We start from the raw sequence: 14418 nt of genomic DNA, 5'->3' as shown, positions 1-14418 counted from the left end.
CCGGTGGCGGCCGGCGGCGGCCAGACGGCCTGACCCGCACGCAGCCGAAACCGCCTTCACCGGCATCCGTAGGATTCAAGGGTGACCGACACCGTGCCGCCACCCGCCGGGGAGCAGACCCAGCAGACCCAGCAGACCCAGCCGTCCGGCGGCGCCGAGCTGCCGAGCCAGTACCTTCCGGCCTCGGTGGAGGCTCCGCTCTACGAGCACTGGGTGCGGCGCGGCTACTTCACCGCCGACGCTGGGTCGGACAAGCCGCCGTTCACCATCGTCATTCCGCCGCCCAACGTCACCGGCAGCCTGCATATCGGGCATGCCTTCGAGCACACCCTGATTGACGTCCTCACCCGCCGCGCCCGGATGCAGGGCTTCGAGACGCTCTGGTTGCCGGGCATGGACCACGCCAGCATCGCGGTGCACGCGCTGGTCGAGCGGGCCCTGGCCGAGGAGGGCACCAACCGCAAAGAGCTGGGCCGCGACGCCTTCATCGACCGGGTCTGGAGCTGGAAGGAGCAGCACGGCGGCGCCATCCTGGCCCAGATGCGCCGGCTCGGCGAGAGCGTTGACTGGTCTCGCGAGCGGTTCACCATGGACGAGGGCCTGTGCCGGGCCGTCCAGACCATGTTCAAGCGGCTCTTTGACGACGGCCTGATCTATCGCGCCGAACGGCTGGTGAACTGGTCGCCGGTGCTCGGCTCGGTGCTGTCGGACGCCGAGGTGGATCACCGCGAGGTCCAGGGCGAGCTGGTGTCGATGACCTACGGCTCACTCGACGGCTCCGGCCCCTCGATCGTGGTGGCGACCACCCGGGTCGAGACCATGCTGGGCGACACCGCGGTGGCCGTGCACCCGGCCGACGAGCGCTACCGGCAGCTGATCGGCGCCCTGGTCGAGCTGCCGCTGACCGGCCGGATGATCCCGATCATCGCCGACGAGCACGTCGACCCCGAGTTCGGCAGCGGGGCGGTGAAGGTGACCCCGGCGCACGACCCGAACGACTTCGAGATCGGCCGGCGGCACGGGCTGGCGATGATCTCGATCCTGGACGAGCAGGGCCGGATCGAGGCCACCGGCACCGAGTTCGACGGCATGGACCGCTTCACCGCGCGGGTCGCGGTGCGCGAGCGGCTGCGCGAGCAGGGCCGGATCGTCGCCGAGCGCCGGCCCTACCTGCACTCGGTGGGTCACTCCGAGCGTTCGGGCGAGCCGATCGAGCCGCGGCTGTCGCTGCAGTGGTTCGTGAAGGTGGAGCCACTTGCCAAGGCCGCCGGGGACGCGGTGCGCGACGGCCGGGTCCGGATCAGCCCACCTGAGATGGCCGCCCGCTACTTCGGCTGGACCGACAACCTGCATGACTGGTGCATCAGCCGGCAGCTGTGGTGGGGGCACCGGATCCCGGTCTGGTACGGCCCTGACGGTGAGGTGCGCTGTCTCGGCCCGGACGAGCGACCGCCGACCGGCCCGGGCTGGCGGCAGGATCCCGACGTCCTGGACACCTGGTTCTCCTCCGGCCTGTGGCCGTTCTCGACCCTGGGCTGGCCCGAGCACACCGCCGACCTGGCCAAGTTCTATCCGACCTCGGTGCTGGTCACCGGCTACGACATCCTGTTCTTCTGGGTGGTCCGGATGATGATGTTCGGCCTGTACGCGATGGACGGGCCGGACGTCGAGGCCAGCGAGGCGGTGCCGTTCAAAACCATCATGTTGCACGGCATGGTCCGCGACCAGTTCGGCAAGAAGATGTCCAAGTCCAAAGGCAATTCGGTCGACCCGCTGGCCTGGATGGACGCCTACGGCACCGACGCGCTCCGGTTCACCTTCGCCTGGGGCGCCAATCCAGGGGCCGACGTCCCGGTGTCGGAGGACAACATCGCCGGCGCCCGCAACTTCTGCAACAAGCTGTGGAACGCCACCCGCTTCGCGCTGCTCAACGGCGCCACCACCGAGGGCGAGCTGCCGCGGCGCCTCAGCGGCCCCGACGCCTGGATCATCTCCCGGTTGAACCGGGTGATCGCCGAGGTGGATGCCTACTACGCCGACTACGAGTTCGCCAAGGTCGCCGACCTGCTCTACCACTTCGCCTGGGACGAGGTGTGTGACTGGTACCTGGAACTGGCCAAGGTGTCACTGGCCGACGAGGCCGCGGCCGCGGTGACCCGGCGGGTGCTCGGCGAGGTGCTCGACGGCCTGCTGCGGTTGCTGCACCCGCTGACGCCCTTCGTCACCGAGGCGCTGTGGACGGCGCTGACCGGCGGCGAGTCGGTCGTGATCGCCGACTGGCCGCGGTTCCAGGAGTCCCGGCTGGATAAGGCCGCCGAGGACGACCTCGGGCAGCTGCAGACCAAGGTGGTGCAGATCCGGCAGTTCCTGGGCGCGCAGGGCGTCAAGCCCGCGCAGCGCGTTCCAGCCCGGTTCGCCGGGCTCGGCGGGTACGAGCCGCAGATCCGCAAACTGCTGCGGCTGGCCGAGCCCGCCGACGACTTCACCCCGACCGCGACGCTGGAGCTCGCCGCCGGCGCCACGGTGGAGCTGGACCTGTCCACCGCGGTGGACGTCGCGGCCGAACGGGCCAGGTTGAGCCGGGACCGGGCGGTGGCCGGCAAGGAGCTGGAGCAGACCGGCAAGAAACTGGCCAACGACGCCTTCCTGGCCAACGCCAAACCCGAGGTGGTGGAATCGATCCGGGCTCGCAACGCCGCCGCGGTGGCCGATCTGGCGCGCATCGACGAGGCCCTGACCCGGCTGCCGCGGTCATGACCGCGGCCGACCGGAGCGGCAAACAGCTCGACCGGCAACGGCTGGCCGACGTCGAGGCCCGGCTGCTGGCCCGCTGGGGCGAGTCCAAGATCGGGCCCTCCCGGCACCGGATCGACCGGTTGATGGACGTCCTGGGCCAGCCCCAGCGCAGCTACCGCGCGATCCACCTGACCGGGACGAACGGCAAGACCTCGACGGCCCGAATGGTCGATGAGCTCCTGCGCGGCTTCGGACTGCGCACCGGCCGCTACACCAGCCCGCACCTGTCCCGGGTGACCGAGCGGATCGTGCTCGACGGCGAGCCGGTGGCCGACGGCTTGTTCGCCGACGCCTACACCGAGATCGAGCCGTACCTGGAGATGGTGGACGACGCCTCGGACATCAAGATGACCTTCTTCGAGGCGCTCACCGGCCTGGCGCTGGCCATCTTCGCCGACGCCCCGGTCGATGTCGCGGTGGTCGAGGTGGGGCTGGGCGGCGCGTGGGACGCCACCAACGTGCTGGACGCCGGGGTCGCGGTCATCACCCCGGTCGCGCTGGACCACACCGAGCTGCTGGGCGAGACGGTGGCCGAGATCGCGGCCGAGAAGGCCGGCATCATCACGGCCGGCGCCTCGGCGATCCTGGCCGCCCAGCCCGTCGAGGCGGCCGCCGAGCTGATCCGCCGGGCCACCGAGGTCGGCGCCGCGGTGGCCCGCGAGGGGCTGGAGTTCGGGGTGATAGAGCGCCGGCTGGCCGTCGGTGGCCAGGTGCTGCGGATCCAGGGCCTGGGCGGTGTCTATGACGAGGTCTTCCTGCCACTGCACGGCGGTTACCAGGCCCAGAACGCCGCCTGCGCGCTTGCCGCGGTAGAGGCCTTCTTCGGCGTGGGCGCGAACTCCGGGCCGCTCGACGCCGACATCGTGCGCGCCGCCTTCGCGGCGGTCCGCTCGCCGGGACGGCTGGAGGCGCTGCGCTCGGCGCCCACCGTCCTGGTCGACGCCAGCCACAATCCGGCCGGGATGCGGGCCACTGTCGAGGCGCTGGTCGAGAGCTTCGACTTTCGGCAGCTGATCGGGGTGGTGGCGATGCTGGAGGGCAAGGACGTCCGCAGCGCGCTGGAGATCCTGGAGCCGGTGCTGGACGAGGTGGTGATCGCCCAGAACTCCTCGAGCCGGGCGGTGCCCGCCGACGCGCTGGCAGCCGTCGCGGTCGAGATTTTCGGCCCCGACCGGGTTACCGTCGAACCGCGCATGGACGATGCGATCGAGACCGCGGTGCGGTTGGCCGAGGACAATGCTGACGGAGTGCTGGCGGGAGCGGGGGTACTGGTGACTGGTTCGGTGGTGACCGCGGGGGAGGCCCGCATGTTGCTCGGCGAGGTGCGAGGATGAGCCGGCCCGAGGGCCCGACCGCCGACCGGCGCGACGACCCGACCGCCGACCGGCGCGACGAGGCTGGTTCGACCCAGCCCGTGGACCTGACGAAGCCGCAGCCGCCGACAATGACGGCCGAGGAACGCGAAGCCCAGCGGTTGCACCGGGCCAACCGGGCCACCCGTGGCGGGCTGGCCGCGCTGCTGTGCCTGGAGGCGTTCTGGGTGCTGCTGGTGCCGCGCGGCATCGCCAACACCCCGGAGGGGGTGTCGACCACCAAGACGCTGCTGCTGGTGGGCCTGGCCGCGGTGCTGGTCGGCTGCGCGATCATGCTCACCCGGCCGTGGGGAATCGCGTTCGGCTCGATCCTGCAGGTCGTGCTGGCCGGCACCATCCTGCTCGTCCCGGCGCTGGCCGTGGTGGTGGTGATCTTCCTGCTGCTGTGGCTGTACCTGTTGCGCACCAGGCGGATCTGGCTGGGCACGCCAAAGGGCTGGCGGATGCTGATCACCTGAGTCCGAACGTCACCTGAGTCCGAACGGCGCTGCCGGAGCGGGATAGGGTGGCGCGGTGACTGACGCAGCCGTGGAACGCACCCTGATCCTGGTCAAGCCGGACGGGGTGGCCCGCAACCTGACCGGGGTGATCCTGGCCCGGGTCGAGGCCAAGGGCTACCGCATCGTGGCGTTGCAGCAGCGCTCGGCCGATGAGGCGTTGCTGGCCCAGCACTACGCCGAGCACGTCGGCAAGCCGTTCTACCAGCCGCTGGTCGAGTTCATGTCCTCCGGCCCGGTGGTGGCCGTGGTGGCCGAGGGCCAACGGGTCATCGAGGGCTTTCGGGCGCTGGCCGGCGCCACCGATCCGAGCGTGGCGCTGCCGGGCACCATTCGCGGTGACCTTGGCCGCGACTGGGGCCTGAAGGTCCAGCAGAATCTCGTGCACGGCTCGGACTCACCCGATTCGGCCACGCGTGAGATCGCGCTCTGGTTCGGCGAGCACGTCGGCTGAGGAAACCGCTTAGTTTCTCGGCCTGTTCCTCGCCTTCGCCCGCCACGGCCCGGGTCGCGGGGCGCGATCAGCTGTGCCGGCCGGGGTGTCAGCCGCGCGATCGGCGACGCCAGGCGCTTTCCGATGTCTGCACGGGCGAGTCGCAACGGCCAATAGGCCGGCCCCGCCCCTACGATCGGGACGTTCATTCACATCAGTAACACCGGTTTCATCCGGCGGCGCACCGCGAACGAAGGTTCCCATGGCATTCACCCCGATGTCGCTGCTGGGCGGCGACCTGCTCGGCGGTGATCTGGCGGTCGACCTCGGAACGGCGAATACCCTTGTCTACGCACGGGGTCGCGGCATCATGCTCAACGAGCCGTCGGTGGTGGCGATCGACACCACCACCAAGGCGGTGGTCGCCGTCGGAGCCGAGGCCAAGCGGATGATCGGCCGGACGCCGGGCCACATCCGGGCAGTGCGGCCGTTGCAGGACGGCGTGATCGCCGACTACGACATCACCGCCGAGATGCTGCGCTACTTCGTCCGCAAGGTGATCGGCCGGCGGGCCTTCGCCGGCCCCCGGGTGGTGATCTGCGTGCCGAGCGGGATCACCTCGGTGGAGCAACGGGCGGTCAGCGAGTCCGCCTACGCGGCCGGCGCCCGGCGGGTGCACATCATCTCCGAGCCGATGGCCGCCGCGATCGGCGCCGGCCTGCCGGTCAGCCAGGCCTCCGGCTCGATGGTGATCGACATCGGCGGCGGCACCACCGAGGTCGCCATCATCGCCCTCGCCGGGATCGTGTCCAGCACCAGCCTGCGGGTCGCCGGTGACGCCCTGGACCGGGCGATCGTCGATCACATCCGCTCGGAGTTCTCGATGCTGATCGGCGAGCGCACCGCCGAGGAGCTCAAGATCTCGATCGGCTCGGCCTTTCCGATAGCCGGTCCGGTGCGGGCCGAGATCCGGGGCCGGGACGTGGCGACCGGCCTGCCCCGCAACGTCGCGGTCTCGGCCGAGGAGTTGCGCCACGCCATGAGCGCGCCGATCAACCGGATCGTGGCGGCGGTCCGCTCGACCCTGGACCGCTGCCCGCCGGAACTTGCCGGTGACCTGGTGACCCGGGGCATTGTGCTGACCGGCGGCGGCGCGCTGCTGCGCGGCCTGGACGCCCGGCTGCAGCACGAGATCGGCATTCCGGTGCTGGTCGCGGACCGGCCGCTGGACTCGGTGGTGCTGGGCACCGCCACCGTCGTCGAGCAGTTCGAGTCCCTGCACAAGGTCGTCGTCGACGGACACCGCCGTTGAGGCGACGCGGCTGTCGATGCACCGGGTATTCATGAGCACCGCCGTAACGATGAGCACCGCCGTCGACATGAGCATCGCCGATGAGATGAGCACCGCCGTCACGCGGCTGCGCCGGCAGGGATAGGGCGACAGGACATGCGCAGGCTCACCCGACGCCAGCAACTGTCAGCCGTGGTGCTCGCGGTGATCGCCCTGCTCTTCATCAGCTTCGACTTCGCCGGCGGCTCGTTGAGCAACGCCCGGGGCGGCGCCACCGGCGCGCTGGGCTCGCTCTACCGGGGCACCGACACGGTGCTGGGCCCGGTCCGGCGCTTCGTCCAGGGCGTGCCCAACGTCGGCGGCAACCGGCGCGAGATAGCGCAGCTCAAGCAGCGCAACGCCGAACTGCGCCGCCAGCTGGCGGCCTCGGCGGCCGACGCGGCCACCGCCAGGCAGCTACGGGCCCTGCAACTGCAGGCCGACACCGCCGACTGGCGGCTGATGCCGGCCCGGGTGATCGCCACCGGGCCCGGCGCCGGCTTCCAGTGGAGCGTCACGGTGGACGTGGGCAGCCGCGAGCACGTGCTGGCCGGCCAGACGGTGACCGACGGCCAGGGCCTGGTCGGCCGGGTGGTGTCGGTGCACAGCACCACCTCGGTGGTGCTGCTGGCGGCCGACCCGACGTCGGCGGTCGGCGTGCGCGACGTCCGCTCCGGCGCGCTGCTGCTGGCCACCGGAACCGGCAGCGGCCCGCTGAGCGCTCGCGCGCTGGCCGACCGGGCCGACATCCGGGTCGGGGACCGGCTGGTCACCGGGCCGGCCGGCAAGACCACCTTCGCCGCCGGGGTCGAGGTGGGCGTGGTGACCTCGGTGACCACCGGCGCCGACGGCGCGGTGTCGGCACGGGTGCGCCCGGCGGCCAGCCAGGCAGGCCTGGACCTGGTCGGCATCATCCTGCAGGCGCCTCGGGGCCTCGCGCGCCAGGCGCTGGAACCGGGCAGCGACCGGTGACCGGCTCGCGGATCGCCTCGGCGGTCGCCGGAGTGATCACCGCGCTGCTGCTGCAGGCCAGCCTGCTCGGCCCGCTCACCTTTCCGGTGCCGGTGTCGCTGCCGGCGCTGCTGGTGATCGTGGTCGGCATCTACGCCGGCCCTGGCATCGGCATGGCGCTCGGCTTCGCCACCGGCCTGCTGGCCGACCTGGGCTCGGACCACCCGGCCGGCGTCCAGGCGCTGTGCTGGCTGGCGGCCGGGTTGGCGGCCGGGATGCTGGGCGGCCTGGCCACCCAGCGGGGCTATGGCACCCGAGGGGTGGCCGCGCTGGCGGCCCTGCTGGGCGCTGCCACCTCCGGCGTGTTGGGGCTGGTGCTGGCCATCCTCGGCTCGCACGCGGCCACCGCGGTGCTGGCGCTGACCTACCTGATCCCGGTCGGCCTGACCGATGCGCTGCTGGGCCTGCTGGTGGTGCCGCTGGTGCGAAACCTGCTGCGGGCCCAGGGGATCCGCTCACCCCGCCCGACGGCCCGGTTGATCGGCAACGCCGATGCGCTCGGCTGACCCGCGGCTGGGCTCGCACCGCACCCGGTTGTCGGTGCTGCGGCTGCTGATCGCCTCGCTGCTGCTGACCCTGCTGGCCCGGCTGTCCTTCGTCCAGCTGCTGGACCAGGACAAGCCCCTGCAGTCGGCCGCGCTGACCCATCTCGGCTCGATCGTGGTGCCGGCGCCGCGCGGTGAGATCCTCGATTCCCGGGGCCGGGTGCTGGTCGGCAACCAGAACACCCAGGTGCTGACGGTGGATCGCTCGGCACTGGAGCAGCAGGACGACAACGGCGCGGCGGTGCTGGCCCGGCTGGCCCCGGTGCTCTCGACCACGGCCGCCAACCTGCGCCGGGCGATCACCCCGTGCGGGGTGCGGGTTCCGGCGCCGTGCTGGACCGGCCAGCCGTACCAGCCGGTGCCGGTGGCGACCGGGATGGATCCCTCGGTGCTGCTGGCGGTCACCGAGCACGCGGAGCTGTTCCCCGGGGTCAAGGTCAGCAGCCAGAGCGTGCTGCACTATCCCGGCGGCAGCCTGGCCGCGCACCTGCTCGGCTACACCGGCGCGGTCGGGCCGGCGGACCAGAAAGCCAACAAGGCGCTGGTCGATGCCGACACGATCGGGCGCAGCGGGCTGGAGGAGTCCTATGACTCCGTGCTGCGCGGCGTCAACGGCGAGCAGCGGGTGCAGCTCGACCCGCGCGGCGAGGCGGTCGGCCAGGACGCCACGATCCCGGCCCGGCCCGGCAACACCCTGGTGACCAGCCTGGACGCCGACGTGCAGGCGCTGGCCGAGCGGTCACTGGCCGCCCAGATCGCGGCTTCGCGCGCCAAGGGCAAGCCGGCCCCCTCGGGGGCGCTGGTGGTGATGGATCCGCACACCGGCCGGGTGATCGCCGCCGCCAGCTACCCGACCTATGACCCCGCCGCGTTCGTCGGCGGGATCTCGGTCACCGACTACGCCAAGCTGACCGCCCCGACGGCCGGTGACCCGCTGGTCGGCCGGGCCATCGCCGGGGCCTACGCGCCCGGCTCGACGTTCAAGCTGATCAGCGCCGCCGACAACGTCAGCACCGGCGCGACCACCCTGGACGGCGCCTACCCGTGTCCGGGCTCGATGGAGGTCGACGGGCGCACCAAGACCAACTTCGAGTCCCGCGTCTACGGCACGATCAACCTCAAGTACGCGCTGCAGGTCTCCTGCGACACCTTCTTCTACGCCCCGGCGGTCGCCGAGTGGCAGGCCGACCAGGCCCGGGTCGAACGGGGCGAGAAGCCGCTGGAGCAGCTGCAGGCGATGGCCCGGGCGTTCGGGGTGGCGCACTCACCAGGCATCGACCTGCCCGCCGACGAGCAGGCCAGCGGCTCGCTCGGCAGCCGGGCCAGCCGGATGGCCAGCTGGAAGGCCAACAAGGCCGACTACTGCGCCGCCGCCGAGAAGGGTTATCCGGACGTGGCAAACCCCACTGACCGGGCCTACCTCACCCAGCTCGCCTCGGAGAACTGCACCGACGGCTGGCGGTTCTTCGCCGGCAACAACGCCGACACCTCGATCGGCCAGGGCGACACCACCATGTCACCGCTGCAGCTGGCGGCCGCGTACTCGGCAATGCTCAACGGCGGCAAGCTGTTCGCCCCGACGCTGGGCTGGGGCGTCGTCGACGCCGCCGGCCGGACCGTCCGCACGATCACCCCCAAGGTGATCCGCAAGGTGCCGGTCGACAAGCAGGTGCTGGGCTTCATCGCCGACTCGCTGCACTTCGAGGACAGCCACTCGGTCTCCGGCGCGATCGCCTTCGACGGCTCCCCGATCAAGACCCTGATCGGGGCCAAGACCGGCACCGCCGAGGTGTACGGCAAGCAGGACACCTCGTGGATGGCGTCCTGGGGCCCGATGCAGCCCGGCGCCCCGTCCAGTGACGCCAGGTTCGTGGTGGTCGGCATGGTCGAGCAGTCCGGCACCGGCTCCTCGGCGGCAGGGCCGATGGTCCGCCAGGTCTATGAGGGACTGCTCGGCGCGTACGCCCCGCCGGTGCTGCCCGGTGGGGCGCCGGCCGGCAAGCTGCCGAAGGTGACCGTCCGGACGCCGGTGGCACGCTCGGTGCCGGGCCTGCCGGTGGTCACCAGCAGCGCCCCGGCCAGCAGCGCCCCGGCCAGCGGCTCGCCGGCTAGCAGCGCCCCGGCTAGCAGCGCCCCGGCCAGCAGCTCGCCGGCCCGGCCGACGGGCACGCCGAGCAGCTCGGCGGTGCCCCGGGTGCTGCCCACGCCGAGCAGCTCGACCACCGCTTCGGCCCGCCGGACGGACGGCCGATGACCGGGCTGACGGTGCCGGCCAGGTGGCCGCTTCGGGCGATGGCCGACTCGCGCCGGCTGCGTTCCTATGACTTCGTGCTGCTGGCCGCCGCCCTGCTGCTGTGCCTGATCGGGGCGTTGCTGGTCTGGTCGGCCACCCGCACCCGGTTGCAGCAGGCTGGCGCCAATCCGCAGACCTACCTGGCCAAGCACCTGCTCAACACCGCCCTGGCCACGGTGCTGCTGGTCTGCGCGGCGCGGGTGGACTCCCGGGTGCTGCGGTTGATCGGCCCGCTGCTCTACCTGGCCAGCATCCTCGGCTTGCTCGCGGTGTTCGTGATCGGCTCGACCATCAACGGCGCCCATGCCTGGATCGTGCTGGGTGGCGGCTTCGAGGTGCAGCCGGCCGAGTTCGCCAAGCTGGGCGTGATCGCGGCGCTGGCCGTGCTGTTCGGCCAGCATGGCGCCCGGCGGCCGCCCGGCACCCCGCCCGGCGTCCGCGAGCTGGTGCTGGGACTGGCACTGCTGGCCCTGCCACTGGGCCTGATCATGCTGCAGCCGGACCTCGGCTCGGCCCTGGTGCTGGTGGCGGCCGGCTTCGGGGTGCTGGTGGCGGCCGGTGTCCGGCTCCGCTGGCTGGGTGGGCTGCTGGCCGTCGGAGTGCTGGCGGCGGTGCTGGCCCTGCGGACCGGCATGCTCGATGACTACCAGCTGGACAGGTTCGCCGCCTTCACCAACCCCAGCCGGGACCCCCAGGGGGTGGCCTACAACATCAACCAGGCCGACATCGCGATCGCGCACGGCGGCCTGTTCGGCCAGGGGTTGTTCCACGGCGCGCAGACCCGCGGCGCCTTCGTGCCCGAGCAGCACACCGACTTCATCTACTCGGTGGCCGGCGAGGAGCTGGGCTTCGCCGGCTCGGCGCTGATCATCGGGCTGTTCGCCGTGCTGCTCTGGCGCGGAATGCGGATCGCGTTCGCCTCGGTCGGCAGCTCGCGGCTGGTGGCCGTGGGAATCGTCTGCTGGCTGGGCTTCCAGGCGTTTCAGAACATCGGGATGAACCTTCGGCTCACCCCGGTGACCGGGCTGCCGCTGCCGTTCGTCTCCTACGGGGGATCGTCGATGTTCGCCCAGGCCCTGGCCCTGGGACTGCTGCAGGCAATCCACCGCAGAACGGCGTCCTGACGTCTTTTCGTATTTAACCATCTCACCCGGGCTTCACATGATTCACTCTCTGTAAGATTGCTGTTACGGAGAGTGAGACGACCCGGTGGCTACCACCTTCTGGCCGAGCATCGCGGCCGCGCTGCGGAACACCCCCCGCACCAGCCGTGCGCCGATGGTGTGGGATCCGGCGTCCCTGCTGATGTCGCGCTTCGGTTTCGGCATCGAGAGCAAGACCCGGGCGGACCTGGTCCGCTACGGCCTGGACGGCTGGTGGCAGAACCAGGTGGCCTTCAGCCGGGGTCCCGGGGCCGGCTATGCCGGGCATGCCGGCGTCGCCGCCCAGGGCCCGCTGCTGTCCAAGAGCCCCGCCGAGGTGCGGGCCTGGCTCAAGGCCAACGGCAACGAGTACGGCTGGGAGGCGATGGACCAGCTGACCCGGGTGACCCTCGGCCTGCAGGCGTGGAGCCGGGGCCAGGTGTATGAGACCTCTGTCGACTTCTTCGCCAACCACCTCAACGTCGCCAACCACAGTGACGGCGTCTGGAGCAGCCGGCAGACCATGGACCGCGACGTGATCCGCAGGCATGCCCTGGGCAGCTACGCCAGCATGCTGCTGGCCTCGGCGCGCAACCCGGCGATGCTGAAGTACCTCAGCCTGGCCTCCTCCACCAAGAACGCGGTCAACGAGAACTACGGCCGCGAGCTGCTGGAGCTGCACACCGTGGGCATCGGCGCCGGTTACACCGAGGAGGATGTGAAGAACTCGGCCCGGATCCTGACCGGCCGGTCGGTGGACTCCGACTACAACTACCTCTACAAGCCCGAGCGGCACTGGGTCGGCCCGATCAAGGTGATGGGATTCAGCCATCCCAACGACTCGGCGGCCGGCGGCGAGGCGGCCGGCGAGGCGTTCCTGCGCTACCTGGCCTACCACCCGGCGACCGCCCAGCGGCTGGCCCACAAGATGTGCGTCCACTACGTCTCGGACAACCCGTCGCCTACCCTGGTCGCCGAGCTGGCCCGGATCTACCTGCGGACCGGCACCCAGATCGCGCCGATGCTGGCCGCCATCCTGCGCTCGACCGAGTTCTGGGGCAGCCGCGGCGCGAAGGTGCGCCGGCCGGCCGAGAACCTGATCGCCACCGTCCGCGCCCTCGGCGTCGGCCCCGGCGACCTGAGCAAGTCGCTGCCCAGCCTGCACTGGATGAGCTCCTCGGTCGGCCAGGTGCCGCTGGACTGGGCGGCGCCCAACGGCTACCCGGACGTGGCCAGCGCCTGGCGCTCGTCCGGATCGCTGCTGAACCTGTGGTCCTATCACCGCGGCCTGGCCCAGAACTGGTACGACGGGTTCGCCGACCTGGACCCGGCCTCGCTGTACGGCTCGGTCAAGCCCCGGACCAGCGGCGAGGCGATCACCCAGCTCTGCGGGCGGCTCACCGGCAGCCGGTTCCCGGCCGCCCACGTGCAGGCGCTGCAGACCTTTCTGGACGAGCCGGCCAGCACCCCGATCGCGGACTCCCGGTTGCGCTGGCACCTGACGCACCTGATCCCGCTGATCCTCGACGCGCCGCAGCACGCACTGCGATGAGCGCGAGCGCCGCCCGACCCGACAGCAGTTCCGATGCCAGACCTTCCACCCCCGAGAGGGACGTCATGACCGAGGCCACGCCACCCGGCGCCCAGCAAGCCACGCCACCCGGCGTCCAGCAAGCCGGCGCGCAGCAAGCCGACGCCCAGCAGCTGCTGGTGCGCAAGGCCGAGCAGGTCAGCGCCGACCTGGCCGCCCAGGACGCCGGCTGGCAACGCGGCTTCACCCGGCGCACCTTCCTGGCCGGCGCCGGCATGGTCGGGGTCGCCGCCCTGGGCAGCCAGCTGGTGACCACCAAGGCCGCCTACGCCGCGTCCGGGCTCAGCAACGGAAACACCCTGGTGACGATCTTCCTGCGCGGCGCCGCCGACGGCCTGCGAATCCTGGTCCCGGCCTCGTCCGAACTCGGGGTGGACTACCTGCGCACGGTGCGCGGCAACCTGGTGCCGGCCGCGGCGAGCATGTCCCCGCTGGCGGGCACCCCCGGCTGGGCGCTGAACGCGGCCCTCAACCCGCTGCTGCCGTTCTGGAACTCCGGCGAGCTGGCCTTCGTGCCGGCCGTGTCGACCACCGGCATCACCCGCAGCCACTTCCAGGCCCAGCAGTGCCTGGAGCGGGGCTCGGACACCGCGACCACCGGCTGGCTGGACCGGGCGTTGCAGCAACTGGGCCCCGGCACCACCTTCCGAGCGGTCACCCAGGGCTCGGCACTGCCGTCCGCGCTGACCGGCAACCAGCGCAAGCTGGTGATGAGCTCGCTGAAGAACTTCAGCTTCCCGGGCTGGAGCGGCGTCGCGCCGCAGAGCGAGGCGGCCATCCGGACCTTGTACCGGGGCCTGCCCGGCCCGCTGGGCGAGGACGTCCCCACCACCCTGGCGGCGCTGGGAACCGCCGCCACCGCGCGTGCCAAGGCCGGCGCGCAGAACGGGGCGGTCTATCCCAGCGGAAACTTCTCCAAGGCCCTGGCCGACCTGGCCACCCTGCTGCGCGCCGAAGTGGGCATGCAGGTCGCCACGGTCGACGTCGGCGGCTGGGACACCCACACCGACGAGGTCAACCAGCTCGACCGCCATCTCACCTCGGCGGCCAACTCGCTGGCGGCCTTTCTCACCGACCTCGGTCCTGCCCGCCGCAGCCGGGTGACGGTGGTGGTGATGACCGAGTTCGGTCGGCGGGTGCAGATGAACGCCAACGGCGGCACCGACCACGGCCACGGCAGCGTGATGTGGCTGCTCGGCGGCGGCCTGACCGGCGCCGCGGTGCACGGCAAGTGGACGCCGTTGACCGCCGCGGCCCTGGACTCCGGTGACGTCCCGGCTCTCAACGACGCCTTCGACGTGCTCGGTGAGGTGGCTCAGAAGCGGCTCGGCGTCGGGTCGGTGACCGGGCTGTTCCCCGGCCACCAGTTCGCGCCGCTGAACCTGGCCAAGACCGGCTGAAGCAGCC

At 71.7% G+C, this 14418-nt stretch carries 11 protein-coding genes; all 11 read left to right on the top strand.

Features of this window, described 5'->3' with window-relative positions:
- Nucleotides 1-81 precede the first annotated feature (81 nt).
- On the top strand, nt 82-2757 hold the full coding sequence (locus VF557_09465; protein HEX8080426.1) for a valine--tRNA ligase: 2676 nt from the start codon (nt 82-84) through the stop codon (nt 2755-2757).
- On the top strand, nt 2754-4130 hold the full coding sequence (locus VF557_09460; GenBank protein ID HEX8080425.1) for a folylpolyglutamate synthase/dihydrofolate synthase family protein: 1377 nt from the start codon (nt 2754-2756) through the stop codon (nt 4128-4130). The genes VF557_09465 and VF557_09460 overlap by 4 nt, the downstream gene beginning before the upstream one ends.
- Nucleotides 4127-4627, top strand: coding sequence for a DUF4233 domain-containing protein (locus VF557_09455; GenBank protein ID HEX8080424.1), 501 nt, complete (start codon nt 4127-4129; stop codon nt 4625-4627). Before VF557_09460 ends, VF557_09455 begins: the two co-directional genes overlap by 4 nt.
- Before the next feature lie 55 nt (nt 4628-4682).
- Entirely contained in the window at nt 4683-5120 is a 438-nt protein-coding gene (gene ndk, locus VF557_09450) for a nucleoside-diphosphate kinase (GenBank protein ID HEX8080423.1), read from the top strand.
- A 241-nt stretch (nt 5121-5361) separates the two neighbouring features.
- The gene (locus VF557_09445) at nt 5362-6411 is read left to right on the top strand and encodes a rod shape-determining protein (protein ID HEX8080422.1); all 1050 of its coding nucleotides are present in this window, start codon (nt 5362-5364) and stop codon (nt 6409-6411) included.
- 135 nt (nt 6412-6546) lie between these two features.
- Nucleotides 6547-7401 (top strand): rod shape-determining protein MreC, encoded by an 855-nt coding sequence (mreC, locus tag VF557_09440; protein HEX8080421.1) that lies wholly within the window; start codon nt 6547-6549, stop codon nt 7399-7401.
- Nucleotides 7398-7946, top strand: coding sequence for a hypothetical protein (locus tag VF557_09435; GenBank protein ID HEX8080420.1), 549 nt, complete (start codon nt 7398-7400; stop codon nt 7944-7946). The genes mreC and VF557_09435 overlap by 4 nt, the downstream gene beginning before the upstream one ends.
- Nucleotides 7933-10239 carry a penicillin-binding transpeptidase domain-containing protein gene (locus VF557_09430; protein HEX8080419.1) on the top strand — a complete coding sequence of 769 codons (2307 nt, stop codon included), beginning with the start codon at nt 7933-7935 and terminating at the stop codon, nt 10237-10239. The genes VF557_09435 and VF557_09430 overlap by 14 nt, the downstream gene beginning before the upstream one ends.
- Nucleotides 10236-11402, top strand: coding sequence for an FtsW/RodA/SpoVE family cell cycle protein (locus VF557_09425; GenBank protein ID HEX8080418.1), 1167 nt, complete (start codon nt 10236-10238; stop codon nt 11400-11402). Before VF557_09430 ends, VF557_09425 begins: the two co-directional genes overlap by 4 nt.
- A gap of 85 nt (nt 11403-11487) precedes the next feature.
- Nucleotides 11488-12972 carry a DUF1800 domain-containing protein gene (locus VF557_09420; GenBank protein ID HEX8080417.1) on the top strand — a complete coding sequence of 495 codons (1485 nt, stop codon included), beginning with the start codon at nt 11488-11490 and terminating at the stop codon, nt 12970-12972.
- Between the two features lie 65 nt (nt 12973-13037).
- Nucleotides 13038-14411 (top strand): DUF1501 domain-containing protein, encoded by a 1374-nt coding sequence (locus VF557_09415; protein HEX8080416.1) that lies wholly within the window; start codon nt 13038-13040, stop codon nt 14409-14411.
- The last annotated feature ends 7 nt before the right edge of the window (nt 14412-14418 follow it).

This window comes from Jatrophihabitans sp. (assembly GCA_036389035.1).
Taxonomy (GTDB): Bacteria; Actinomycetota; Actinomycetes; order Mycobacteriales; family Jatrophihabitantaceae; genus Jatrophihabitans_A.
Note: the sequence above shows the minus strand (reverse complement) of the source record. Positions and strands in the feature narration are given on the sequence as shown.

Bases quoted from the DNA above. Each gene is read 5' to 3' on its own strand.
- VF557_09460 (HEX8080425.1), top strand. From the start codon at position 2,754: ATGACCGCGGCCGACCGGAGCGGCAAACAGCTCGACCGGCAACGGCTG.
- VF557_09455 (HEX8080424.1), top strand. From the start codon at position 4,127: ATGAGCCGGCCCGAGGGCCCGACCGCCGACCGGCGCGACGACCCGACC.
- VF557_09445 (HEX8080422.1), top strand. From the start codon at position 5,362: ATGGCATTCACCCCGATGTCGCTGCTGGGCGGCGACCTGCTCGGCGGT.
- mreC (HEX8080421.1), top strand. From the start codon at position 6,547: ATGCGCAGGCTCACCCGACGCCAGCAACTGTCAGCCGTGGTGCTCGCG.
- VF557_09430 (HEX8080419.1), top strand. From the start codon at position 7,933: ATGCGCTCGGCTGACCCGCGGCTGGGCTCGCACCGCACCCGGTTGTCG.
- VF557_09425 (HEX8080418.1), top strand. From the start codon at position 10,236: ATGACCGGGCTGACGGTGCCGGCCAGGTGGCCGCTTCGGGCGATGGCC.
- VF557_09415 (HEX8080416.1), top strand. From the start codon at position 13,038: ATGACCGAGGCCACGCCACCCGGCGCCCAGCAAGCCACGCCACCCGGC.